21 protein-coding genes are annotated in these 23,331 nt (G+C 65.6%); 2 read left to right on the top strand and 19 right to left on the bottom strand.

The window, feature by feature from the left end:
- Positions 1 to 7: 7 nt before the first annotated feature.
- Positions 8 to 1,063, bottom strand: a complete 1,056-nt coding sequence (gene cobT, locus HOP58_RS17465) for a nicotinate-nucleotide--dimethylbenzimidazole phosphoribosyltransferase (protein WP_234253052.1) — start codon at positions 1,061 to 1,063, stop codon at positions 8 to 10.
- 57 nt (positions 1,064 to 1,120) lie between these two features.
- Positions 1,121 to 3,370 (bottom strand): cation-translocating P-type ATPase, encoded by a 2,250-nt coding sequence (locus HOP58_RS17460; protein WP_234261023.1) that lies wholly within the window; start codon positions 3,368 to 3,370, stop codon positions 1,121 to 1,123.
- 117 nt (positions 3,371 to 3,487) lie between these two features.
- Between HOP58_RS17460 and HOP58_RS17455 the strand changes: the two genes are divergently transcribed.
- The gene (locus HOP58_RS17455; protein WP_234261022.1) at positions 3,488 to 4,570 is read left to right on the top strand and encodes a PA0069 family radical SAM protein; all 1,083 of its coding nucleotides are present in this window, start codon (positions 3,488 to 3,490) and stop codon (positions 4,568 to 4,570) included.
- A 42-nt stretch (positions 4,571 to 4,612) separates the two neighbouring features.
- Here the strand turns inward: HOP58_RS17455 and HOP58_RS17450 are convergent, their stop codons facing one another.
- The 17 genes from HOP58_RS17450 to HOP58_RS17370 form a co-directional block, all read right to left on the bottom strand.
- The gene (locus HOP58_RS17450; RefSeq protein ID WP_234261021.1) at positions 4,613 to 5,308 is read right to left on the bottom strand and encodes a glutathione S-transferase family protein; all 696 of its coding nucleotides are present in this window, start codon (positions 5,306 to 5,308) and stop codon (positions 4,613 to 4,615) included.
- A gap of 106 nt (positions 5,309 to 5,414) precedes the next feature.
- Entirely contained in the window at positions 5,415 to 6,410 is a 996-nt protein-coding gene (locus HOP58_RS17445; RefSeq protein ID WP_234261020.1) for a zinc-dependent alcohol dehydrogenase family protein, read from the bottom strand.
- 80 nt (positions 6,411 to 6,490) lie between these two features.
- Positions 6,491 to 7,354, bottom strand: coding sequence for a DUF2797 domain-containing protein (locus tag HOP58_RS17440; RefSeq protein ID WP_234261019.1), 864 nt, complete (start codon positions 7,352 to 7,354; stop codon positions 6,491 to 6,493).
- A complete protein-coding gene (locus HOP58_RS17435; RefSeq protein ID WP_234253047.1) occupies positions 7,338 to 7,622 on the bottom strand; it encodes a DUF1315 family protein in 285 nt (94 codons plus the stop codon). Before HOP58_RS17435 ends, HOP58_RS17440 begins: the two co-directional genes overlap by 17 nt.
- A gap of 36 nt (positions 7,623 to 7,658) precedes the next feature.
- Positions 7,659 to 8,510: a rhomboid family intramembrane serine protease gene (locus tag HOP58_RS17430; RefSeq protein WP_234261018.1), complete on the bottom strand. Its 852-nt coding sequence runs from the start codon at positions 8,508 to 8,510 to the stop codon at positions 7,659 to 7,661.
- Positions 8,511 to 9,014: 504 nt separating this feature from the next.
- Positions 9,015 to 10,001, bottom strand: a complete 987-nt coding sequence (locus tag HOP58_RS17425) for a metallophosphoesterase (protein WP_234261054.1) — start codon at positions 9,999 to 10,001, stop codon at positions 9,015 to 9,017.
- A 16-nt stretch (positions 10,002 to 10,017) separates the two neighbouring features.
- Positions 10,018 to 10,911 (bottom strand): NAD(+) kinase, encoded by an 894-nt coding sequence (locus tag HOP58_RS17420; RefSeq protein WP_010629294.1) that lies wholly within the window; start codon positions 10,909 to 10,911, stop codon positions 10,018 to 10,020.
- A gap of 64 nt (positions 10,912 to 10,975) precedes the next feature.
- Positions 10,976 to 11,845: a carboxylate/amino acid/amine transporter gene (locus HOP58_RS17415; RefSeq protein WP_234261017.1), complete on the bottom strand. Its 870-nt coding sequence runs from the start codon at positions 11,843 to 11,845 to the stop codon at positions 10,976 to 10,978.
- A gap of 57 nt (positions 11,846 to 11,902) precedes the next feature.
- Positions 11,903 to 13,615 carry an FAD-dependent oxidoreductase gene (locus HOP58_RS17410; RefSeq protein ID WP_234261016.1) on the bottom strand — a complete coding sequence of 571 codons (1,713 nt, stop codon included), beginning with the start codon at positions 13,613 to 13,615 and terminating at the stop codon, positions 11,903 to 11,905.
- 136 nt (positions 13,616 to 13,751) lie between these two features.
- Positions 13,752 to 15,491 carry an ABC transporter substrate-binding protein gene (locus HOP58_RS17405; protein ID WP_026038225.1) on the bottom strand — a complete coding sequence of 580 codons (1,740 nt, stop codon included), beginning with the start codon at positions 15,489 to 15,491 and terminating at the stop codon, positions 13,752 to 13,754.
- A 63-nt stretch (positions 15,492 to 15,554) separates the two neighbouring features.
- Positions 15,555 to 15,827, bottom strand: a complete 273-nt coding sequence (locus HOP58_RS17400) for a DUF2160 domain-containing protein (protein ID WP_010629298.1) — start codon at positions 15,825 to 15,827, stop codon at positions 15,555 to 15,557.
- A gap of 16 nt (positions 15,828 to 15,843) precedes the next feature.
- A complete protein-coding gene (locus tag HOP58_RS17395) occupies positions 15,844 to 16,737 on the bottom strand; it encodes a carbohydrate ABC transporter permease (protein WP_010629299.1) in 894 nt (297 codons plus the stop codon).
- A gap of 1 nt (position 16,738) precedes the next feature.
- Positions 16,739 to 17,623: a sugar ABC transporter permease gene (locus tag HOP58_RS17390; protein WP_010629300.1), complete on the bottom strand. Its 885-nt coding sequence runs from the start codon at positions 17,621 to 17,623 to the stop codon at positions 16,739 to 16,741.
- On the bottom strand, positions 17,620 to 18,717 hold the full coding sequence (locus HOP58_RS17385; protein ID WP_010629301.1) for an ABC transporter ATP-binding protein: 1,098 nt from the start codon (positions 18,715 to 18,717) through the stop codon (positions 17,620 to 17,622). The genes HOP58_RS17390 and HOP58_RS17385 overlap by 4 nt, the downstream gene beginning before the upstream one ends.
- Entirely contained in the window at positions 18,717 to 19,805 is a 1,089-nt protein-coding gene (locus tag HOP58_RS17380; protein WP_010629302.1) for an ABC transporter ATP-binding protein, read from the bottom strand. The genes HOP58_RS17385 and HOP58_RS17380 overlap by 1 nt, the downstream gene beginning before the upstream one ends.
- A 51-nt stretch (positions 19,806 to 19,856) precedes the next feature.
- Positions 19,857 to 21,389 carry a glycerol kinase GlpK gene (gene glpK / locus HOP58_RS17375; protein ID WP_234261015.1) on the bottom strand — a complete coding sequence of 511 codons (1,533 nt, stop codon included), beginning with the start codon at positions 21,387 to 21,389 and terminating at the stop codon, positions 19,857 to 19,859.
- Between the two features lie 346 nt (positions 21,390 to 21,735).
- On the bottom strand, positions 21,736 to 22,314 hold the full coding sequence (locus HOP58_RS17370; protein ID WP_234261014.1) for a YqaE/Pmp3 family membrane protein: 579 nt from the start codon (positions 22,312 to 22,314) through the stop codon (positions 21,736 to 21,738).
- Between the two features lie 367 nt (positions 22,315 to 22,681).
- Between HOP58_RS17370 and HOP58_RS17365 the strand changes: the two genes are divergently transcribed.
- A complete protein-coding gene (locus HOP58_RS17365; protein WP_010629305.1) occupies positions 22,682 to 23,089 on the top strand; it encodes a CBS domain-containing protein in 408 nt (135 codons plus the stop codon).
- Positions 23,090 to 23,331: the final 242 nt, after the last annotated feature.

Here is a 23,331-nt window from a genome sequence, read left to right as displayed (position 1 = left end):
TCGGCGCTCATGACTCGGGGGCAGCGCCAGCCACCCCGGCCGAATCGAAAGTAGCCATCTCACTCAGCATGCGACAGGCGGCTTCGAGCAGCGGAAAGGCTAGGGCCGCCCCGGTGCCCTCGCCCAGGCGCAGCTGCATGTCGAGCAGCGGCTCGGCATCGAGCAATTCGAGGGCCACGTCGTGACCCGGCTCGCAGGAGCGGTGACCGAAGATCAGGTAACCGCGCAGGGCGGGCGCAAGTCGGCAGGCCACCAGCGCCGCCACCGTGGCGATGAAGCCGTCGACCAGGATCGGCATGCGCCGAGCCGCCGCGCCCAGGTAGGCACCGGCCATGGCGGCGATCTCCAGCCCGCCGAGCTTGGCCAGCATCTCCAGCGGCCGGGCCGAGTCGGGCTGGCGCGCTGCCAAGGCCCCTTCGATCACCCCGGCCTTGTGCGCCAGGCGCGAGATATCGATGCCGGTCCCTTGCCCCACCAGGCGGGTCACCGGCCGGCCGCTCAAGGCGGCCAACAGGGCGCTGCTGGCGGTAGTATTGGCGATGCCCATTTCGCCAACGATCAGGCAGCAGCAGCCGGCAGCGTGGCTGCGCGCAGCGGCGCGTATGCCGACCTCGATGGCACGCTCGGCCTCGGCCAGGCTCATGGCATCCTCGCGGGCGAAGTTGGCGGTGCCGGGGCGCACCTTGTCGACTACCACGCCGTCACCTTCGACGATTCCTTTCACGCCCACGTCGACGACTTCGAGCCGCGCGCCGATCTGGCGGGCAAAGACATTGATGGCGGCACCGCCGGCGGCGAAATTGGCCACCATCTGCGCCGTGACCTCTTGAGGAAAGGCCGACACGCCCTCTTCGGCCACGCCATGGTCGGCGGCGAAGACGATCACCCCGGGCGGGCTCACCCTGGGTGAAGCATTGCCGCTCATACCGGCCAGCGACTTGGTCAGGGCCTCGAGGCGCCCCAGGCTGCCAGGGGGTTTGGTGAGGTTGTCGAGGCGTGCCTGCACGGCAGTGGCGAGTGAGTCATCGACCGGCACGATGGCGGCCAGGGTATCGGCAAGCATGAGCGTATCCTGATAGGGCGTGAAGCAGCCGCCATCTTAACAGGCTGGCACGGCCTGTCACGGCGCCGTGCCCAGCGCTCCCACCTGTCGGCTTTGCCGTGGCTGCTCGGGCTCCCGCTCGCCGGCCAGGGCCAGGCGTGCCGAATTCGCCACCACGCTGAGCGAGCTGGCCACCATGGCCAGTACCGCTATCAGAGGCGGAATCGGCATGGCCACCGCCAGCCCCAGCGCCAGCAGGTTGTAGATCCCGGAGAGCACCAGGTTCTGGCGCATCACCCGGCGCGTGCGGCGCGCCAGACGCCAGGCCACCTCGACCCCGGCCACCCCGGGCTTCAGCAACGCCACGCTGGCGCCCTCCTGCACCGTGGTATTGGCACCCAGCGGCGCCACGCCGACGCTGGCGGTGGCCAGCCCCACCACGTCGTTGAGCCCGTCGCCCACGTAGAGCGACGGCTGCGGCATGGCCGCCAGCAGCTTGGCCTTGGCCTCGGGGCTGCGCCCGGCATAGCACTCTTCCGCTTTCATGCCCACGGCATCCGCCAGCCGCCTCACCGCCGGCGCCCTGTCGCCGCTTATCAGGGCCAGGGCAAGCCCCTCTCGGCGCAATTCGGCCAGCGTCTCGGTAGTACCGGGCAGGGCCGTCTCACCCAGGGTGAAGCGGGCCAGCAGAGCGCCGTCGCAGGCCAGCAGCACTTCACTCTCCCCCGAGTCGCCGGCCTGCTGGGTGGCAGCGCCCTGCTCGGCAAGCCAGGCACGGCTGCCCAGCAGCAGCTCTCGCCCGTCGCCAAGTGAGACCCGCCGCCCGCGTCCGCCGACCTCCTCGGCCTGCACGACCTCGAGCTCCCCGCCCGCTCCGGCATCCTGGGCATCTTGAGCATAGCGGCGCACGGCCCGTGCCAGGGGGTGCTCGCTGCCACGCGCCGCCACGGCTGCCAGCGCCAGCAGCTCCGATTCTGGCAAATCGGCTGCCGGGTGCATGACCTGCACCTGCGGCTCCCCGGCGGTGAGCGTGCCGGTCTTGTCGAAGGCGGCGCTGCGAATTCGCGCCAGCGTCTCGAAGGCGCCCGGGTCGCGGATCACCACGCCGCGCTCCAGGGCCTGGCCGCTGCCCGCCAGGCCGGCCAGGGGAATGGCCAGGCCCACGGCACAGGGGCAGGCCACCACCAGCACCGATAGCGCCCTTACCCAGGCCTCTTCGGCCGGCACGCCGGCCAGCCAGGTGGCCACCAGGGTGAACAGCGCCAGCACCACCGCCAGGGGGCTGAGCCAGCCGGCGAAGCGATCCGCCAGCCGCTGCAGCTCGCCCTTGCGCGCCTGTTGCCACCACATCTGCTCGCGCAGCCGGTCCAGACGACACTCACCGGCGGGCGCGGTGACCTCGAAGACCAGCGCTGCGCCGAGGTTACGACAGCCGGCCGCCACGGCATCGCCCGGCAGGCAGCGCCGCGGCGCGCTTTCGCCGGTCAGCGGCGAGAGGTCGAGCAGCGCTTCGGCATCGCTGAGGGTCCCGTCCAGCGGCAGCGCTTCGCCGAGTTCGACGCGCAGCCGGTCTCCCACCGCCACGCTATCCAGCGCACAGGGCTGCCAGGCATCCGCCTCCCAGCGCTGCACCTGCGCCGGCGGCCGATGCAAGGCCTGGAGCGCACGCAGCCCACGATGGCGGCACAGGGTTTCCACCAGCCGCCCGACCAGCAGCAGCGTGACCAGCATCACGGCGGTATCGAAATAGACCTCGGGCGAGCCGCGAGCCAGCAGCCACAGCGATACGCCCACCGCCGTCAGCGCGCCCAGCGCCACCAGCGCATCCATGCCGGGTCGCCACGCCCGGGTCGTGCGCCAGCCGGCGCGGTAGAACGGCAGCGCCACGTAGGTGACCACCGGCAGGGCGAACGCGCCCGAGACCCAGGCCATGATCAAGTCGAGTTCGGCACTCGGCATGGCGCCGGCATAGATCAGCAGCGAGGCGAGCATGGTCCACATGCCGAAGGCCACGGCCATGAGCAACCGCAGGGTGAGATAGCGGCTCTCGGCATCCAGCCGCGCTTCGGCATCGCCGATCGCTTCCGGTGGGCCGAGGCGGTAGCCGAGCCGGCTCACGGCGGCAGCCAGCCGCGCTTCCTCGAGCGCCGGCGGCTGCCCCTGCACCAGCAGGGTGGCACTGGGATAGTGCACACTGGCGGCGCTGACACCAGGCATGCGCGCCAATTGGGCCTCGACGGCCAGGGCGCAGCTGGTGCACCACAGCCCCTGGACCGAGTAGAGCGCCTCGCCCTGGCGCTCGGATTGACTGTCGGAGATGGCATCCATACAGCAAAGCGTAAAGGAAACCCGAGACGAATGCCCGCCAGGTCGAGCCGTTCGAGATTGGCGCCTAGCCAAAGCCACTCTATACTGTATATGAATACAGTTATCCAAAGGCTCGCCATGCCTCACTTCGACATCAAGCAAACGCGCAAGGGCCGCGGCGCCACCTACAACCCCAGCAACCGCTTCGCCCCCACCCACAGCGAAACGGTGGACGACGGCTGGTGGCAGGAGGAAATGCCGACGCGCTTGGCCACGGTGGTCAGCGAGGAGCGGGCGCGCAGCGCGCTGGCGTGGAACGACTCCCCCGACCTGGCCTTCGACCGCTCGCTCAACCCCTACCGCGGCTGCGAGCACGGCTGCATCTACTGCTACGCGCGACCGAGCCACGCCTACTGGGACATGTCACCGGGCATCGACTTCGAGACCCGGCTGATTGCCCGCAGCGGCCTGGTGGATCGCCTGCGCGAGGAGTTCTGCAAGCGCAGCTACGTGTGCCGGCCCATTGCCTTCTCCGGCAACACCGACTGCTACCAACCGCTGGAGGCGGAACGCGGCACCAGCCGCGAGATACTGGGCTTCCTGCTCGAGTGCCGCCACCCGGTATCGATCATTACCAAGAGCGCACTGATCCTGCGCGATCTGGACCTGCTGGGGGAATTGGCCCGCCAGCGGCTGGTGCGGGTGTCGATCAGCCTGACCAGCCTGGACACCCAGCTCAAGCGCAGCCTGGAGCCCCGGGCCGCCTCTCCCGCCGCGCGCCTGCGCACCGTGCAACGTCTGCACGCGGCCGGCATTCCGGTGGGGGTGATGGTAGCACCGGTGATACCGGGCCTGACCGACCATGAGCTGGATGGGCTGCTGGCAGCGGCGCGGGACGCCGGCGCGCAGTGGGCCGGCTGGACGCTGCTGCGTCTGCCGCGGGAGGTGGCGCCGCTGTTCGAGGATTGGCTCGCAGCCCACTACCCCGAGCGGGCACGCAAGGTGATGAGCCTGGTACGGCAGAGTCGCGGCGGCGCCGACTACGACAGCCGCTTCGGCAAGCGCATGCGCGGCGAGGGGGTGTTCGCCGAGCTGATCGCCCAGCGCTTCGACAAGATCTGCCGGCGGCTGGGCCTCAACGATCCCGATAAACGCGAGGCGCGCCAGCTCGATACCACGGCCTTCAGGCCACCCCGCAAGCAGGGCGACCTGTTCGATTGAGCCACGACATGACCCGGCGAAAAAAGGCGTCCGAGCGGGCTGTCAGGGAGCGCGCCGCCGATCTTCGATAATGGTGCCGCTCTCCTGCACCTCGGCTTCGTGTCCCGCCTCGCGCCACGGTTCGTCCAGCGCCGCCTCATACCACTGCTGCATGGCGGGCAGTGCCAGTAGCCGTTCTACATAAGCCATCGAGGGCGCACTGAGTTCGAGCCCGAAGCTCTGCACTCGGAATGCGACCGGAGCGAAGAAGGCATCCACCCCCGAGAAAGTATCACCGGCCAGGAAGGGGCCGCCGAAACGCGTCAGGCCCTGCTGCCAGAGCTCATCGATACGGGTCAGGTTGCGCGCGAGAGCGTCCGGCATGCGGTGCAGCTGTACCCTCACGCCGCAGTTCATCGGACACAGGCTGCGCAGCGCGGCAAAACCTGCGTGCATCTCACTGCTGGCACAGCGCGCCCAGGCGCGCGCCTCGTCGTTGACGGGCCATACGCCCGCATGCCGCTCGGCCAGGTACTCAACGATAGCCAGCGACTCCCATACGACGCGCTCGCCGTCCTCCAGGCAGGGCACCATCCCGGATGGCGAAAACGTACGAAACGTAGCCCAGTTGATACCGGGGGAGCCGGGCTCGAAGGGGGTCACGCGCTCCTCGAACGGGATGTCCAATTGACGCATCAGCACCCAGGGGCGCAGCGACCAGGAAGAGTAGTTCTTGTTGGCAATATGCAGGCGATACATGTCGAAACTCGTCGCAGGTAAGGGAAATGACAGCATAGCCTGCCAACCCTTCTCCGTGCCAAGCGGGCTCGCTCGAAACTTTTGCAGCCATAGCAAGCATGACGAGTCACGGAATCAACACCGCAGCCCCTGTCAACCGACCCTCGCGCAGATCGCTCAGCGCCTGATTGGCCTGCTCCAGCGGGTAGGCGCGCGTCTCGGTGCGAATCGGCACCGTGGGCGCCAGGGCCAGGAACTCCTCGCCGTCCTGGCGGGTGAGGTTGGCCACCGACTTGACGCTGCGCTCCTGCCACAGCAGGCGATAGGGAAAGGCGGGGATGTCGGACATGTGGATACCGCCGGAAACCACCGAGCCACCCGGGCGTACCTGCGCCAGGGCCAGGGGCACCAGCTCTCCCACCGGCGCGAACAGCAGCGCGGCATCGAGGGGTTCCGGCGGCGCCTGGTCGGCATCGCCGGCCCAAACGGCCCCGAGCCGCCGGGCGAAGGCCTGGGCCGCGTCGTCGCCCGGCCGGGTGAAGGCATACACTCGCTGCCCGCGCGCCACGGCGAGCTGAACGAGGATATGCGCCGCGGCGCCGAAACCGTAGATCCCGAGCCTCCGGTTCTGCTCACCCCCGGCCAGGCGCCAGGTGCGATAGCCGATCAACCCCGCGCACAGCAGCGGTGCGGCGGCCTGGGCGTCCTCGGCGATCAAGGGGAAACAGTAGCGGGCATCGGCCACGCCGTACTCGGCGTAGCCGCCATCCAGGGTATAGCCGGTGAATCGCGCCTGGTCACATAAATTCTCGCGACCGGCCAGGCAGGCCTCGCACTCGCCGCAGGTCCAGCCCAGCCAAGGCACGCCGATACGCATGCCCACGCCTAGGTGCTGCACTCCCACACCCACCACGGTGACCTCACCAACGATCTCGTGACCGGGAATCAGCGGTAGTACGGGCGAAGGCAGCTCGCCGTCCACCACATGCAGGTCGGTGCGGCAGACGCCACAGGCCAGCACGCGGAACTGCACCTGGGCAGTGTCGGGCTGTGGCCTGGGGACCCGGTCCAACTGTAGCGGCTGGCCGGGGGCATGCAGGCGCATGGCGCGCATCTGATCCATGGCAGGCTCCCCTGGAAGAGATCTCTCACGGGAGCATAGCGCAGCCTCTCGGCTGCGCTCAGTTCCGTGCTCAGTTCAGCTCAGCTCACCGCCACTTCGTAGCCGGTGAACTTGCGCAGGTTGATCACGCCGCTGTCGAGGATCAGGTACTGCCCCTTGAGGCCTAGCAGGGTACCGGTCACCTCGGGCTTCTTGTCGAAGTTGTGGGAGACGATCTTGCGTGGGAACTCCAGTACTGGGTAGTCGAAGCTCACCGGCGGCTCGTCGAGCAGGCGAATGGCATCGGCGCCGAAACGCTGGCGCAACTGGCCAAGCCCACTCTCCAGACGCGCCAGCAGGCGGTCGCGCTCGACCAGCAGGTCCATCGGCTCGACCTCGCCCTTGAGCATGGCGCGCCAGTTGGTGCGGTCGGCCACTTCCTCCTTGAACAGCATCTCGACCAAACCCGACTGCTGGCGTGTATCGACCGACAGGATCGGCAGCGCCTGGATCGCGCCCTGATCGAGCCAGCGCGTGGGCACCTGGGTGCCACGGGTGATGCCCACCTTGAGGCCGGAGGAATTGGCCAGGTAGATGACGTGGGGCTGGAAACAGTGGCGCTCGGCCCACTCCGGCTCACGGCAGGTGCCGGCGTCAAAATGGCAGGTCTCGGGCTTGACGATACAGGTGTCGCACTGGGCCAGCCGGGAGAAGCAGGGGTAGCAATAACCCTGGGCGAAGCTCTTCTTGGTCGCCCGGCCGCAGTGGGTACAGGCAATCGCACCGGTCCACTCCAGCCGCAGCGGCTGGCCGAGCCGCGCGTTGAGGTCGAGGCGATGTTCACCGGCACGCAGCGTATAGCGCACCGCGCCGCCCTGCTCACCCGGTGCAACGGCCATCTTGCTCAGGCAGCCCTGCACCGCAGGCGCGACCTCGATCATGCCGTTATCAGTCACGCGAGGCATCCCGAGCTAGTCCGGCTAACTCCGGCGGTACGTCGGTACCGCTGCTGGCGCTGCCGCAGGTGCGTTGCTGCAGGTAGCCCACGCGCAGCTCCTCGGGCACGTGGTTCTCGTGCTCGTAGCGAATCACCGCCTCGAGGCAGAGCTCGGTCTGCTCTGCAGTCAGCATGCGCCCGTCCGGCCATTTGCGCAGCGCCACCGCCTGCTTGAGGCTTTCATAGATGGCCGGCGTCATCTGACGGATCATGCGCTCAAAGGTCATATCGCTCATTGGAACTCTCTCGGGGAACTCTCTCGAAGTGACGGCTCAGTGAAGATGACGAGCACGGCCCGAATAATACCACCCCAACGCCAGCCCCACGACCAGCCCGCCCAGGTGCGCCTCGTTGGCCACGTTGCCGAAGCCTACCGCGGCGGCCATGTCGGTCATGGTGAACACCATCCAGCCGAGCATGAACACCACCAGCATCTGCGGCACGAAGAAGCCGCTGTGCGGCGCGCGGCGCGACATTAGCCAGACATAGCCGAGCAGCGCGAAGTCGACTCCCGACATGCCGCCGAACAGCACGGTGCCAGTGGCGTACTGGGCCAGGTTGGCGCCGATGCCTGCCACCAGCAGGATCATCAGCATGCGTCCGCTGCCCTGTAGGGTCTCGACCTGGCGGCCGAAATACCATAGCCACATCATGTTGAAGATCAGGTGCATCCAGCCGAAGTGGAGGAAGGCCGGCGACAGCAGACGCCACACCTGCCCCGAGGAAATGGAGTCGGTCAGGCTGCCAAACGCCAGGCTGCCGTTGACGATCCCGACCGGCACGATGGTCAGCATGGCCACCACGATATCGCCGAGCAGGTACATCAGGGCGAAGACCAGCAGCGAGATCCCCAGCGCTGCGGCGGTGACCGGCGCCTGGCGGAAGGCCACGGCCAGGGAACCGCCGGTGCCCGACGAACGCTTGCGACGCTCGGGCATGACCCGCTCTCCGCGCTGCCAGCGTGTCAGCAGTTGCATCAGGGCGTCGTGCTGATCCGGATTGGCCAGCCACAGCACCTGACCTTCCGTTTCCTCGGTAAAGCGGTGCCCGATGCGATGCGCCCACAGCGCGCGACGAAGTTCGCTGGTGTCCGTTTCGTGGGGGAACAGCATGATGCGATACATGAACGCTTCCTGAACCAAGGTAATGAGTGCAATCTTGCGCTGCGGCGGGGCTTTTCTCAAATCCGCCCACTGATGCACAGAAAAATCGGGGCACAGAAAAAATCCGGCGGAAGGGGGGCCGCCGGACAAGAGCAAGGGATCATTCAAGGGAACACTTACTCAGACGAGCGAGCCGAGGGGAAGTTCAGGGCCGTGAGAAAAAAAGTTGTAAAACTTTGTATCCCCTTTTCAGAAGAAGCGCTGCACCAATCGACGAGCGGGATGAAGCGGCTAGGTTCGTTCCCGACGAACCAACGCACTTCCCACATCCCTGTGGGTCGCCAGGCGCACGGAGCACAGTACCGAGCGAAGCGACAAACAGCCGTAGGCTGGCCCCGAAGGGGCGAGAAGCCGCAGGCTTCGAGTAAACCGGAGCATATGGGGTATATGTGAGGATCCGCCGGTCCGACGCTTCGGCACCGCGCAACGCAGCGATTCGCTCGCGCAGGCATTGGTGCAGTGTTTCTAGTCGAAGTCGATTTCCCACGGCCGTGGCCTTGCAGCCTCTTCCTGCGGCACCCTCACCCAGACGAAATGGTTGGCGTCCAGCCGCCGTTCGCCGCTCCAGCGGTAGGCGACGAGACGCCCGAACTTAACCGCGCTGTAGTCGAGACAGGCAATGTTGGCCGTGGGCAGCGCCGGCACCCCTTCACACCAGTAGTGGCCAATGAACAGCGGCGGCTGGTCGAGCCCGTAGTGCGGCAGGCGGGCCCGCTCGGCCGCGGTCAGCTCACGCTCTTCTAGAGCGTCGGGCAGGTTGTCGGGCTGAAAGATGACGTCGCCCCAGGTCTGGGGTTCGCGCGCCCAGAAGTGGGCGCGGAAACTGCGCCGGGTGAAGCCGTCGCCGGAGTGGATCTCCACCCCGGTGGGCAGGGGCAGGTGCACGCCACGAGTCAGGCGGTCGAGTATGCGATAGGCCAGCGTACTCGAATCGACGGACTGCCTGAGGAACGGCTCGTCGATGATGCCGCCCGGGCACTCTTTTTCCAGCGCATCGACCAGGGGCTGGTCCCAGCAGGCGTGCACCACGCGGAAGGCGTCGAAGTCGAGATACAGCGGGATTTCCATGAACCAGCTCAGCGTCTCGTCCCACTCGGCGGGATGGTCGCGGTACTGGTCGAGGGTTTCCTTGATGATGCGGTTGTGCCGGGGGGTGTGTTCACGTAGCCATTCGCGCCCCAACTGGCGTGGCGCACGGTGGCTGTAGGCCAGGGCGTTGTATTCATGATTGCCCATGACGATATGCGCCTCGCCCTCTTCCACCATGCGCCGGGCGATGCTCACCGCCAGGCGAATGCGCGGGCCGCGATCGATCAGGTCGCCGAGGAAGATCGCCTTGCGCCGGGGGTGACGGTAGACGCCGCCACGCTGATGGTAGCCAAGCTTCTCCAGCAGCGCCCCCAGGGTCGCCCCGCAGCCGTGCACGTCACCGATCAGATCGTAGCCTTCTATTGCCGCCTGCCTCACCTCAATCTCCCAGCCGGTTGCTCCAGCCCAGCTTGCTGCGCAGGACCTCATAGAAGTTATGACCGAGCGGATGCACGAGTTGCACCCGCTGCGGCTTACGCTTCACCACCAGCACGTCGTCGGGCTTGGCCACGGCACGGGTCTGGCCGTCGCAGCTGATGTGCGGGTAGGTCTGGTTGGTCTCACCGATGTGCACGTGGATTTCGCTGGCAGCATCAATGACGATGGGCCGGCTGGAGAGCGTGTGGGGGAACATCGGCACCAGCTCGATCACGTCCAGCTTGGGGTGCATGATCGAACCGCCGCCCGACAGCGCATAGGCGGTCGAGCCAGTGGGCGTGGCCATGATCAGGCCGTCGCTGCGTTGGCTGCAGACGAACTGCTTGTCGATGAACAGCTCGAACTCGATCATGCGCACCGCCTTGCCGGGGTGCAGCACGACCTCGTTGAGGGCATCGCCGCTGCCCACCAGGGTACCGTCCCGGTACAGCTCGGCGTCGAGCAGGAAGCGCTCTTCCACTTCGTACTGGCCGTCCAGCACCTGCCCTACCCGCTCTTCGAGTTCGTCCGGCGAGATGTCGGTGAGAAAACCCAGGCGGCCACGGTTGACGCCAAGCATCAGGGTGCCGCTATGGCACAGCGTACGGGCGGCGCCCAGCAGGCTGCCGTCGCCGCCCACCACGATGACCAGGTCGCAGAGCTCACCCAGCGTGCGGCGGCTGGCCTCGGGATGACCATGATCGGGCAGCACGGTCGCGGTGCGATCCTCGACGATCACATGCAGGCCACGCTCATCGAGAAGACGAAGCAGTCGCTCGAGGGTCTCGACCACCTTGGTGCTGCCCAGGCGGCCGATCAGACCGATGTTCTTGAACCCGTCGTGCTGCTTGTGCATGCCCTCGCCTCTCGCGTCGTGGGCGTTCATTATGGAGACAGTGGGCAGGACGGGCAAACGCGTCTCAGGCGGGAACGGCAGCGCGGCGGCGCAGCCACCACTCGTTGAGGACCAGGGAGCCGACGATGATCGCCCCGCCCAGCCCCAGCCGCAGCAGATCGGCGTCGCGGTTCCAAATCACCAGATTGACCAGCAGCCCGGCCGGGATCAGCGCGTTGTTCATGATGGCCAGGGCCCCGGCATCCACCCGGGTGGCCCCCAGGTTCCAGAAGAAGTAGCCAAGCCCCGATGCCACCAGCCCCAGCCAGGCCAGTACGCCCCAGTGCACGCTGGTGGTAGGCAGCGCCGAGGCGTTGCCGAGCAGCGCGAAGGCCGGCAGCGCCACGACCAGGGCGCCGAGGTAGAACCAGGCAAAGACGCTGTGACGCGGCAGCTCGGCGGGCAGATCCGCGGAAAGGCGCCGATAGCCCACCTGGCCCAGGGCAAAGCAGAGGTTGGCCCCCTGCACCACCAGGAAACCGAGCAGGAAGCCGCTGTCGATTCCGTCGTAGCGGATCACCGCCGCTCCCACTACCGCCAGGGCGGCGGTGAGCAGGTAGAACGGCGTGAAGCGGCCGAACAGCGCATCGTCGAGCAGCGTCACGTAAAGCGGCGTGAAGATGGTGAAGAGCAGCACCTCCGGCACCGTGAGCAGCAGGAAGGACTGATAGAAGAAGATGTACATCACGCCCAGTTGCACGGCGCCCAGGCCCATCAGCGCCAGCCGCTGGCGGCCGGCCAGCAGCCTGGGGCGCAGGAACGGCAGGAACACCAGGGCCGCCAGCACCACACGCACCAGCACCGCGAAATAGCTGTCCACCTGACCGGCCAGATAGACGCCGATCAACGAGAACGAGAAGGCCCAGAGCGCGGTGACGCCGATCAAGTAGCCCACGGTCAACCTCGCATTCGATTTGAGTTGACGCGAATTATACTGCCAACCCGCCGAACATCAATGCGACGCCTGACGTCCCGGCTCGGCGCCCGGCTCAGCCAGCGCTGCGCTCGCGGCGGCGACCGTGGCAGCCCGCTCGATGGCGGCGGCCTCGCTACGCTCGCGCCGGGTCGTGGCGAAGTACTCCTCCAGGCGCGCATCGGCCTCGTCGCCGAACAGAATCACACAGGCCTCACGCAAACCGGGCGAGCGACGCATCGCCTCTTCATGCACCACCAGAGCGATCTTCGAGCGCCGGCGCAGGAAGTCCTCCAGCCGCGTGATCATCTCGCGCCGCTTGGCGTAGTGTAGTTCGCAGCGCAGGTACTCGGTGCCCTCTATCAGCACTTCGGCCTGGCGGGGGTCCTCGCGGATCTCTTCCAGCATCTCCAGCGCGTGGGTGCCATAGCGCCGCCACAGCCGGGTCGACAGCGGCTCGGATGACGCTTGCGCGGTGAGATCGTCGAGTCGCATCAGCCTGGCCTGGTGCAGAAACTCCCGACGTACCTGATCGGGCGGCTCGCCGTACCAGCGGTGCTTCGGGAAAGGCACCTCGATCCCCATGCGGTTCACCGCCTCGACCACCTCCTCGCCGACGTTGAGGCAATCGGTCAGCTTGCCGCCGAAGATGCTCAGATGGGCATCCTGCCGGTTGATGTCGATGGCATGCTTACGCGAAAGCTGCAGGAAGTCGCGCTCGCCGCCGCCCGTAGCCTTGACCGCCAGGGGGCGAACGCCGCAGCGGATGGAGATGATGTCCTGCTGGTCCAGCGGACGCTCGAGCCGCAGCCGCTTGTTGATGTTGTCGAGCACGAAGCGGATGTCCTCCTCCGTCGCTACCACTTCCGGACGCTCGACCCGGGTATCGGTGGTGCCGATACAGGTTCGCGGCCCCATGGGGATGACGAAGAACAGCCGGCCATCGTCGGCGAAGAAGGCCAGCACCCGCTGGCTGTCGGTCAGCCGCGGCACGATCAGGTGAATGCCCTTCGAATAGACGTGACGATGGTTCGTCGACTGACCGGTGAGCGTGTTGTGCTCGTCGACCCAGGGGCCGGCGGCATTGATCAACACCCGCGAGCGCACCTCCAGCTCCCTGCCCGTCATGACGTCGCGCACGCGGGTCAGCCAACCGTCCGATTCGCGCCGGGCACCCAGCGATTCGACGTAGTTGACCGCCACGGCGCCGTAGTTGAGCGCCCCGCGCACGAAGTTGAAGACGAAACGGGCATCATTGTCGTGCAGATAGGCATCGGAGTACTCGAAGCCGCCAACGGCGCTACTGGTGTCGATGATCGCCTCGCTGTCGCCTATCGCCTGGGGCGACAGAAAGCGCGGTATGCGGGTGAAGCCGTTGCCGATCAGCCAGTAGAGCCAGGCACCGGCCCAGAGATAGCGCGGGTGGTAGCGAAAACCCTGGGTGATGGTGGTGAGAAAGCGGATCTCCTGAACCGTGGAGGGATAGCTCTTGATCAGGTGGTTGCGACTCCGGCACAGCTTGCGCACCAGGGCGAAGTCGCGACTCTCCATGTATTTGATGCCGCCCCATACCAGATTGGAGGAGTGCATGCTGGTGCTGCCGGCGAAATCGCCGCGTTCGATCAGCGCGACCCGAACGCCCTTGCCGGCTAGAGCCGCCGCCGCGGACGCGCCGTTGATGCCGCCGCCCACGATCAGGACGTCGAAAACCTCGCCGCTCAGCTTGTCGATATTGCTGCTACGCAGTTCCATGTGCGGACCTTTCGAAGACAAAGGCCCCGTTCGGCGAGCGCCGAACGGGGCCTGGAATGACCCGGACGGGCTACCGGAAACACGAATGGTTGCGAAACCCGGCGCGCCTAGCCGTTGCGCCGGGTTTCAGTCGGCATCAACGTGTACCGGCGGCCATCCACTCTTCCATCATCTGGTCGTATGGGATGGTGGTTCCCTGCGGCATCTCGTCGTCGAGCTTGGCCTTGGGTGCACCCGGCTGCGACAGCCAGTACTCCGGGTCGCGCTCCTCGTTGAGCACAGGCGGATAGGCCTCGAACACGTTGGCCCGGGCCAGGCGCGCCATGATGTTGTCCATGGCGCTGGCCAGGTTGTCGAGACCTTCCTGAGGCGTGATCTCGCCGCTGATGACCGGTGCCAGGTTCTGCCACCACAGCGGTGCCATGCGCGGATAGTCGGGCACGTTGGTACCGGTCGGCGTCCACATGGACTCGTTGGGGCTGCGATAGAACTCGACGAGGCCACCCAGGCGCGGCGCCATTTCGGTCATCTGATCGGAGAAGATGTCAGATTCGCGAATCGGCGTAAGGCCCGCCATCAGCTTCTCCAGCGAAACCGTCTTGGCCACGGTGAACTGGCCGAACAGCCAGGCCGCGGTACGACGATCCTCGGGGGTGGAGTCGAAGAAGGTCCAGGAACCCACGTCCTGATAGCCCACCTTCATGCCCTCTTCCCAATACGGCCCGGTGGGCGACGGTGCCATGCGCCACAGCGGATTGCCCTCGTCGTCGGTGACCGCCACGCTGGGGTCGATCATGTCGGCAGTGAAGGCGGTGTACCAGAAGATCTGCTGGGCGATGTTGCCCTGGGCGGGAACCGGACCGGCCTCGCCGAAGGTCATGCCTTGAGCCTCGGGCGGTGCGTAGTCGCGCAGCCAGTCCACCGCCTTCTGCATGGCGAACACCGAGGCCGGCGCGTTGGTGCCGCCGCCGCGGGTTACGCTGGCACCCACCGGACGGCTCTCCTCGTCGACCCGAATGCCCCAGTCGTCCACCGGGTTGCCGAACGGAATGCCGGGGCTGCCCATGCCGGCCATGGAGAGCCAGGAGTCGTGGAAACGCCAGCCCAGCGACGGATCGCGACGGCCGTAGTCCATGTGACCATAGACCCGCACGCCGTCGATCTCGCCCACGTGATCGGTGAAGAACTCGGCGATGTTCTCATAGGCGGTCCAGTTGGTCGGCACGCCCAGGTCATAGCCGTAAATCTCGCGGAATTGCTCCTGCAGGTCCTCGCGCTGGAACCAGTCGTAGCGGAACCAGTAGAGGTTGGCGAACTGCTGCGCCGGCAGCTGATAGATGCTGCCGTCGGGGCCGGTGGTGTACTGGATGCCGATGAAGTCATCCAGATCCAGCGTCGGCAAGGTGAAGTCGGCCCACTCGTTCTCCATCGCCTCGGAGAGGTTGATGGTGGTGCCGTAGCGGATGTGGGTACCGATGGCATCCGAGTCGTTGATGAAACCGTCGTAGATGTTGCGTCCGGTCTGCATCTGGGTCTGCATGTTGTCGACCAGATCGCCCTCGCCGATGATGTTGTGCGTGACGCGAATGCCGGTGAGCTCCTCGAAAGCCGGTGCCAACACGTCGCGCTCCCACACGTGGGTGGTCAAACCCTCGGCCACGGTGTTGATCTGCATGCCGCGAAACGGCTCGGCGGCCTGGGCAAACCACAGCAGCTCCTCGATCTGCTCCTCCCTCGAGAGCGTGGAGTTCTGGAAGTGCGTATCGACCAATCGCTCGGCGATAGCACGAGCATCGTCTGACTGGGCGTGCAGGGCGGCCGAAGCAAGCAGCAGGCTGCCCGCGATGGCCGTCAGTTGGATCCTTTTATTCTTCATGTTGACCTCGTTCTGCGTGTTGTGAGTCATCCGTGACACCTTTATCGTCCGTACGGCCTTGGTTCAGCCCCAGCGCATCAGTACCAGCAACCAGAGGACGGAAGCCCCCAGGGCAAACCAAATCGAGATATCGGTGAAGCCGACCACTGCCAGGTGGATATAGGCAGCGGAGAGCAGCCCGATGAAGAGCCGGTCGCCGCGGGTGGTGGCGATCGGCAGAAAGCCACGCCGTTCCACGCTGGGCGATACCAGTTCCCAGGTCGTCATGCCGAGCAGGATCGCGGCGATGACGGAGAAGAAGACTGCCGTGGGCAATGTCCAGACCATCCATTCCATCGTCGTTCCCTCCCCTTCAGGTCCGGCCCAGGGCAAAGCCCTTGGCGATGTGATTGCGCACGAAGTAGACCACCACGATGCCCGGGATGATGGTCAGCACACCGGCCGCGGCCAGGGTGCCCCAGTCGATGCCCGAGGCCGTCGAGGTACGCGTCATGATCGAGGCAATGGGCTGGGCGTTGGTGGCGGTCAGGGTGCGGGAGAGCAGCAGCTCGACCCACGAGAACATGAACAGGAAGAACAGCGTCACGCCGATTCCCGAACGGATCATGGGCAGGAAGATGGTCACGAAGAAGCGCGGGAAGCTGTAACCGTCGATATAGGCGGTTTCATCGACCTCCTTGGGCACGCTGCTCATGAAACCTTCGAGGATCCAGATCGCCAGCGGGATGTTGAACAGGCAGTGCGCCAGCGCCACGGCGATATGGGTATCGAACAGGCCGACCGAATAGTAGAGCTGGAAGTACGGCAGCAGGAACACCGCCGGCGGCGCCATCAGGTTGGTCAGCAGCCAGAAGAACAGGTGCTTGTCGCCGATGAAGCGGAAGCGGCTGAAGGCATAGGCCGCCGGCAGCGCCACCGAGATGCTGATCAGCATGTTCATCAGCACGTAGGCCAGCGAGTTCACGTAGCCCATGTACCAGTTGGCATCGGTGAAGATGCGTGCATAGTTGGCTACGGTGAAGTTCTGGGGCCAGAACGAGAAGCTGCCGAGAATTTCGCTGTTGGTCTGGAACGACAGGTTGAGCAGCCAGTAGATCGGCAGTATCACGAACACGAGATAGAGGCCGAGCAGTGTGCGGCGGCGCCAGCGGGTGGTGACGTTACGTGCCCGCTTGCGGCGTAGTGCAGCGGCTTCGGCGGCCTGCTGGCGCACGCTTTCGGGGGTGGTCGGTACGGAGCTGGTCATATCAGGCTCCTCCCTGAGTGGTGTTGTCTTTCTGGCTGTTCATGATCGCGGTGTAGAAGACCCAGCAGACCAGCAGAATGATGAGGAAGTAGATCAGCGAGAACGCCGCCGAGGGGCCCAGGTCCTGCTGGCCGATGGCCATGGTGGTCAACGACTGGCTGAGGAAGGTGGTCGAACTGCCCGGCCCGCCGCCGGTGAGCACGAACGGCTCGGCGTAGATCATGAAGGAGTGCATGAAGCGCAGCAGCACGCCGATTACCAGCACGTTGGTGAGCTTGGGCAGTTGGATATAGCGGAACACCGCCCACTTGGAAGCCCGGTCGATGCGCGCCGCCTGATAGTAGGCATCGGGAATCGAGCGCAGGCCGCTGTAGCACAGCAGAGCGATCAGCGGGGTCCAGTGCCACACGTCCATCAGGATGATGGTGGCCCAGGCATCGGCGGGATTGCGGGTGATGTTGTAGGCGTAGCCCAGCTCGCGAATGCCCACCCCCATCAGGCCGATGTCGCCGCGGGTGAAGAGCTGCCAGATGCTGCCCACCACGTTCCACGGAATCAGCAGCGGCAGCGTGATCAGGATCAGCACCGCCGAGGCCTGCCAGCCGCGCTTTGGCATCAGCAGGGCGATGCCGATGCCCAGCGGCACCTCGATGGCCAGGATGGTGAAGGAGAAAGCGAACTGACGCAGCAGCGCCGCCTGCAAGGCAGGGTCGTTGAGCATCACCTCGAACCACTCGGTGCCGGTGAAGAAGCGCGTGTTGGCGTCGAACACGTCCTGCACCGAGTAGTTGACCACCGTCATCAACGGGATGATGGCGGAGAACGCCACCAGCAGTAGCATGGGCAGGATCAGGAACCACGCCCGGTTGTTGTAGACCTTGTTCATTGCCCCACCTCCACGCGGAACTCGTCGATGTACAGGTTCAGCCACGCTTCGGGGAAGCGAACGTAGGCATACCGCGCAGGCAGCGGCCGGTCCTCCCCCAGGCGCGCCCGGAACGGTATGCCGGCGAAGGTGAACGACACGATGCGGTAGGTGCCGAGGTCCTGCACGTTGTCGATCTCGACGGGATAGCTGGCCTCGCCCGGCTCCGTCAGCACCTCCACGAACTCCGGGCGAATGCCGAGCTTGACGTTGCGCGAGCGGGAGCGATGAATGGCATCGCGCAGGGCGGGCGGCAGCGTCAGATCGACGGCGCCGGTGCGTACGCCCGTTTCGGTGCGCGCCACCTCCATCAGGTTCATGCCGGGGCTGCCGATGAAGTAGCCGACGAAGGTGTGTGCCGGGGTCTCGAACAGCTCACGCGGGGTGCCGAACTGCACCACCTGGCCCTCGTACATCACCGCGATCTTGTCGGCGAAGGTCGAGGCCTCGAGCTGGTCGTGGGTCACGTAGATCATGGTGATGTTGAAGCGCTCGTGGATCTCCTTGAGCTTGCGCCGGAGCTTCCACTTGAGCTGGGGGTCGATCACCGTGAGCGGCTCGTCGAAGAGGATCGCCGAGACGTCGTCGCGTACCAGGCCGCGCCCCATGGAGACCTTCTGCTTCTCGTCGGCGGTGAGGTTGCGCGCCTTGCGCTTGAGCAGCGAGGTGAGATCGAGCACGTCGGCCACTTCCGCCACGCGCTCGCGAATCTTGGCCGCCGGCGTGCCCACGTTGCGCAGCGGGAAGGCCAGATTTTCGTACACGGTCATGGTGTCGTAGACCACCGGGAACTGAAACACCTGGGCGATGTTGCGCTCTTCGGGCGGCAGCTCGTTCATGACCCGGTCGTCGAACAGCACCTGCCCATCCGAAGGCGTCAGCAGGCCCGAGATGATGTTGAGCAGGGTCGACTTGCCGCAGCCGGAGGGCCCCAGCAGTGCATAGGCGCCACCCTGGTGCCACACATGCTCCATTTCGCGAATGGCGTAATCCTCGGGACCCGAGGGGTTGGGCGAATAGCTGTGCGCCAGCGACTTGAGAGTTATCTGGGCCATCAGTGCGCTCCTGGCCGAGACGGAATGTGCACGACGTCGCCATTCCGGTCGAAGGCATAGATCTTGTGGGTCGGGAAGTAGACCTTGAGCGGCTGGTCCACGGCGAACTCGTGCACCCCTGCCAGATGCAGCACCAGATGGAACAGCTCGTTGCGCACGTGCAGGAAGGTTTCCGAGCCGCTGATCTCGGCGATGTCGACCTTCACCTCGAGTTCGAGATCGTCCTTGGTCCGGCGCTCGAGCCCGATGTGGGAGGCCCGCACGCCGAACTGGTACTGCCCCGGCGAAAGGCCCGCCAGATCGCGATTGAGAGGGAAGTGCACGTTGCGGTCGAAGGTCACCTCCGTGCCCGAGACGATGGCCGGCACCACGTTGATCGGCGGCTCGGAGAACATCTCGGCGGTGAGCACGTCGCGCGGGCGGTGGTAGACGTCTTCGGTGGGGCCGTACTGCAGCAGGCGCCCCTCGTGCAGTACCGCCGTGTGCCCGCCCAGGGCCAGCGCCTCGTTGGGCTCGGTGGTGGCATAGACGGCAATGCAGTTGCGCGCCTTGAACAGCTCGCGCAGCTCCTCGCGAAACTCCTCGCGCAGCTTGTAATCGAGGTTGACCAGAGGCTCGTCGAACAGGATCAGATCGGCATCCTTGACCAGCGCCCGGCCCATGGCGGTGCGCTGTTGCTGGCCGCCGGAGAGCTCCGCCGGATAGCGCTCCAGCAGATGCTCGATGTGCAGCATGCTGGCCGTCTCGTGAACCCGGCGGCGTATCTCCTCCCGCGGCACCCGCGCCAGCTTGAGCGGCGAGGCGATGTTGTCGTAAACGGTCATGGCCGGGTAGTTGATGAACTGCTGATAGACCATCGAGACGTTGCGCTTGCGCACCGAGGTACGCGTGACGTCCTCGCCGTGCATCAGCACCCTGCCGCGGGTGGGCGGCTCGAGGCCTGCCATGATGCGCATCAGCGTCGTCTTACCGGCCAGGGTTCGCCCCAGCAGCACGTTGAAGGAGCCGGGCGCCAACTCGAGGTTGACGCCCTCGATATGCACGGCTCCATTGACCACGTGATCGATGTTTTCAAGTATCAAGGACATGCTGAACTCTTTGTCGTCGTTATTGAGTCGTAGGTGAGCCCCAGGCGGGCTCTAGCCGGCGAGCGACAATGCGTGCTCCGTCGCACATCCGGCAGAAAGTTCGCGCTCGCTCCTCACCCGCTCCACGGCAACCTGCCAGCCGGCATAGAGCGACTCGCGGATATCCGCCGGCATGCGTGGGAAGAAGGTGCGCTCGCACTGCCAGTTGGCCGCCAGCTCGTCCAGCGAGCGGAACCAGCCGACACCCAGCGCCGCCAGATAGGCCGCTCCCAGGGCCGTGGTTTCGCGCACCGCCGGGCGGTCGACCTCCTGCCCCAGCACGTCGGCCAGGCACTGCATCAGCCAGCCGTTGGCGACCATGCCACCGTCGACCCTCAGCCTGCCCTGGCCGAGGCCGACGTCCTGCTCCATGCAGCGGTGAAGATCGCGTGTCTGGAAGCACACCGAGCGCAGCCCGGCGGCCACCAGCTCGGCAATACCGGTATCGCGGGTGAGACCGAAGATCGCCCCGCGGGCACGCGGGTCCCAGTGCGGCGCCCCCAACCCGGTGAAGGCCGGTACCAGATAGACGCCGCTGCCCGCACGGGTCTGCTCGGCCAAGCGCTCGGTCTCGGCGGCGTCATCGAACAGCTTGAGCCCGTCGCGCAGCCACTGCACCGTGGCCCCGGCCACGAAGATGCTGCCCTCCAGGGCGTAGGTGGGAACGCCGTCGATCCGATACGCCAGAGTGGTCAGCAGGCGGTTGTTCGAGACCACCGCCTGCTCGCCGGTGTTGAGCATGATGAAGCAGCCGGTACCGTAGGTGCTCTTGACCATGCCGGGTTCGAAGCACGCCTGGCCGACCAGCGCGGCGTGCTGGTCGCCGGCCACGCCGGTGATGGGAATGGGGTGACCGAACAGGCCGGGCTCGGTGCTGCCGTAATCGCTGCTGGAATCGCGCACCTCGGGCAGCACCTCGGCAGGAATGTCGAACAGCGTCAGCAACTCCGCATCCCACTGCTGGGTGTGAATATCGAACAGCAGCGTGCGCGAGGCGTTGGTGGCATCGGTCGCGTGGTGCCGACCGCCGGTCAAGCGCCACACGAGATAGCTGTCGACGGTGCCGAAGGCCAGCTCGCCGCGCTCGGCGCGCTGGCGCGCCCCCGGTACGTTGTCGAGAATCCAGGCCAGCTTGGTAGCGGAAAAATAGGGATCGATCAGCAGCCCGGTGCGCTCGCGCACCCGTTCGGCATGTCCGGCGGCATTGAGCGCATCGCAGTGCGCCACCGTGCGGCGATCCTGCCATACGATCACGGGGTGGATCGGGGCGCCGGTGGCGCGATCCCAGACCACGGTAGACTCACGCTGGTTGGTGATACCGATTGCCGCGATCTCCCGAGGTGCAACACCGGTGCGCTGCAGAACCTCGCGGCAGACGTCGACCACTGTCTGCCAGATCGTTTCGGCGTCGTGCTCCACCCAGCCATCGTCGGGAAAGGATTGGACGAGCTCCTGCTGAGCGATGGCCAGCGGGTTCAGAGAGCGATCGAAAAGCACGGCGCGCGAGCTGGTCGTGCCTTGATCGATGGAAAGCAGGTAAGACATTAGCCTCGCCCCGATTATTCTTGTGGGTCGAAGATGAGGCTCTGGCTGATCGAAACGAAAACTAACCACTCGGTCAAATGTTCGCTTTCAATCAAAAATAGCCCCAAATGTTCGTTTACGATAGCGAGACTAGCTTAACGATCATTAGAGGGCAACAAGCATGTTCGCCAGGACACCTAGACCTTAGTCTATGAAATTCCCCTTGCGATTCCCTTTACGAAAGCGCTGCGAATAGCGCTCATGGAGTGCGACCCCGAGCATGAGGCTTTCGTTTCTAGTCTCACTATTCGCAAACGAAAATGGAAGTATGGTGCGTAGGTGGCCCTGCCATGGGCCGGAAAGCTCATCACCCAAGCCGGCGCTTCAGCCACACCCAGGCGTAGATGCAGCCCGGCACCCATCCCAGCAGGGTCAATGCCAGGCTGTAGACGACTCGCTTGGCGCCCCCCTGGGAGAGGCCCACCGCCAAGGGTGGCAACAGGATGGCAAGCACCTTGAAGGCGAAGCGCAGCGCTGAAGGCATCGGCTCGGCCGGCGATGATGACGCTACCGGCGAGGGCGGAAGCGACGATGACGATGCGCCTCGTTCAGCCTCCGGGCCCGGCCTGGTAGCGCTTGCCGGAACGGTGTCGTTGGCGGGGGTATAGTGCTGCACCGCCTCATCCGCCTCCCGCTCCCCCCGTTCGATTTCCAGGGCCCGACGATGCGCCTCGTGATCGATCTTCTGATCGATGCCTTCCGCCCCCTCTGCCAGCTTGTCGTGGTAGCGCTCCCAATCTTCCCAATCGTGAGGAGTGCCCGCCCGAGGCTGGTGCCCACCGGCCTGGCGGGCACGCTCCCATGCCTTCTCTTCCAGCGTATTGGGACGCTCCTCGTCGCGCCTGCCATCCAGGCCCTTTCGTGCCATGTACTCACGCGCGTCCATCTGCTCCTCCATCGCCCACTATGGTGGGGTGCGCCAGGGTGTGGTGCGCCAGCCCACCTCTCAAGTTAGGCTGTGCTTGAAAAAGTGCCTAGCCTGCACTCCCCTTCTAAAACGTTGGATTCGCCTCTACCCACCCATGTTCCGGTGCCTGGGATCACCGCCCCAGCAGGCCAGCCACAGCGTTGGCAAGGTGTTGAAGACGCTGTTTAAGCCCGAAGCGATTCAGCTATGCTGAGAGTGTCCGTAAAAGGAAGCGCTGAACAAATCGTCGAGCGAGATGAAGCGGCCAGGTTCGTTCCCGACCAGCGATACGCTCGCGCAGGCGTTTGTGCAGTGTTTCCAAAGCGCTCGAACAAGGAGATGCGCCATGCAAACCAGGGCCCCTACCATCGTTCGCGAGATCATGTCCCGGGATTGCTACCGGGTCACGGCCAACACCTCGATCACGACGCTGGCCAAAGGCCTGGCCCTGCACCGCCTGCCAGGCGTGCCGGTCGTCGATGACAATGACAACCTGATCGGCTTCATTTCCGAGCAGGACGTGCTGGGCAAGCTGCTGCAGAGCGCCTATCTCAACGACGAAGCGCCACTGGTCAAGGAACTGATGCGCAACGAAGTGCTGTCGGTCTCGCCCACCAAGAGCATCACCGACCTGGCGCAGGAGATGCTGGGCCAGAAGCCCAAGGTCTACCCGGTAACCGAGCAGGGTCGCCTGTGCGGCATCGTGACTCGCCGCGACGTGCTGACCGCCATCCTGCGCATGCGCCATAATTGAACCCGCCGGGCCCTTGCCGAGCCAACGGCAGCCGGGCCTGACACGCTTCCTGAGCGAAAGCAGCAGGCCCCACGAACCGGGCCTGCTTTGCCGTGTGCCCACCTGCCAGCCTATCGGCAGTAATCGAGTAGGAGGGGGAGTCGCCTCCCCCGTCCTCTCACACCACCGGGCATACGGTTCCGTACCACGGCGGTTCACGAAGAACGACTAAGCCCTCTTGACCGTATCGAGTACCGAGATCA

Source organism: Halomonas sp. MCCC 1A11062 (assembly GCF_021404355.1).
GTDB classification, from domain to species: Bacteria; Pseudomonadota; Gammaproteobacteria; order Pseudomonadales; family Halomonadaceae; genus Halomonas; species Halomonas aerodenitrificans.
The sequence above is the reverse complement of the archived record's forward strand: the minus strand, read 5'-3'. Positions and strand labels throughout refer to the sequence as shown.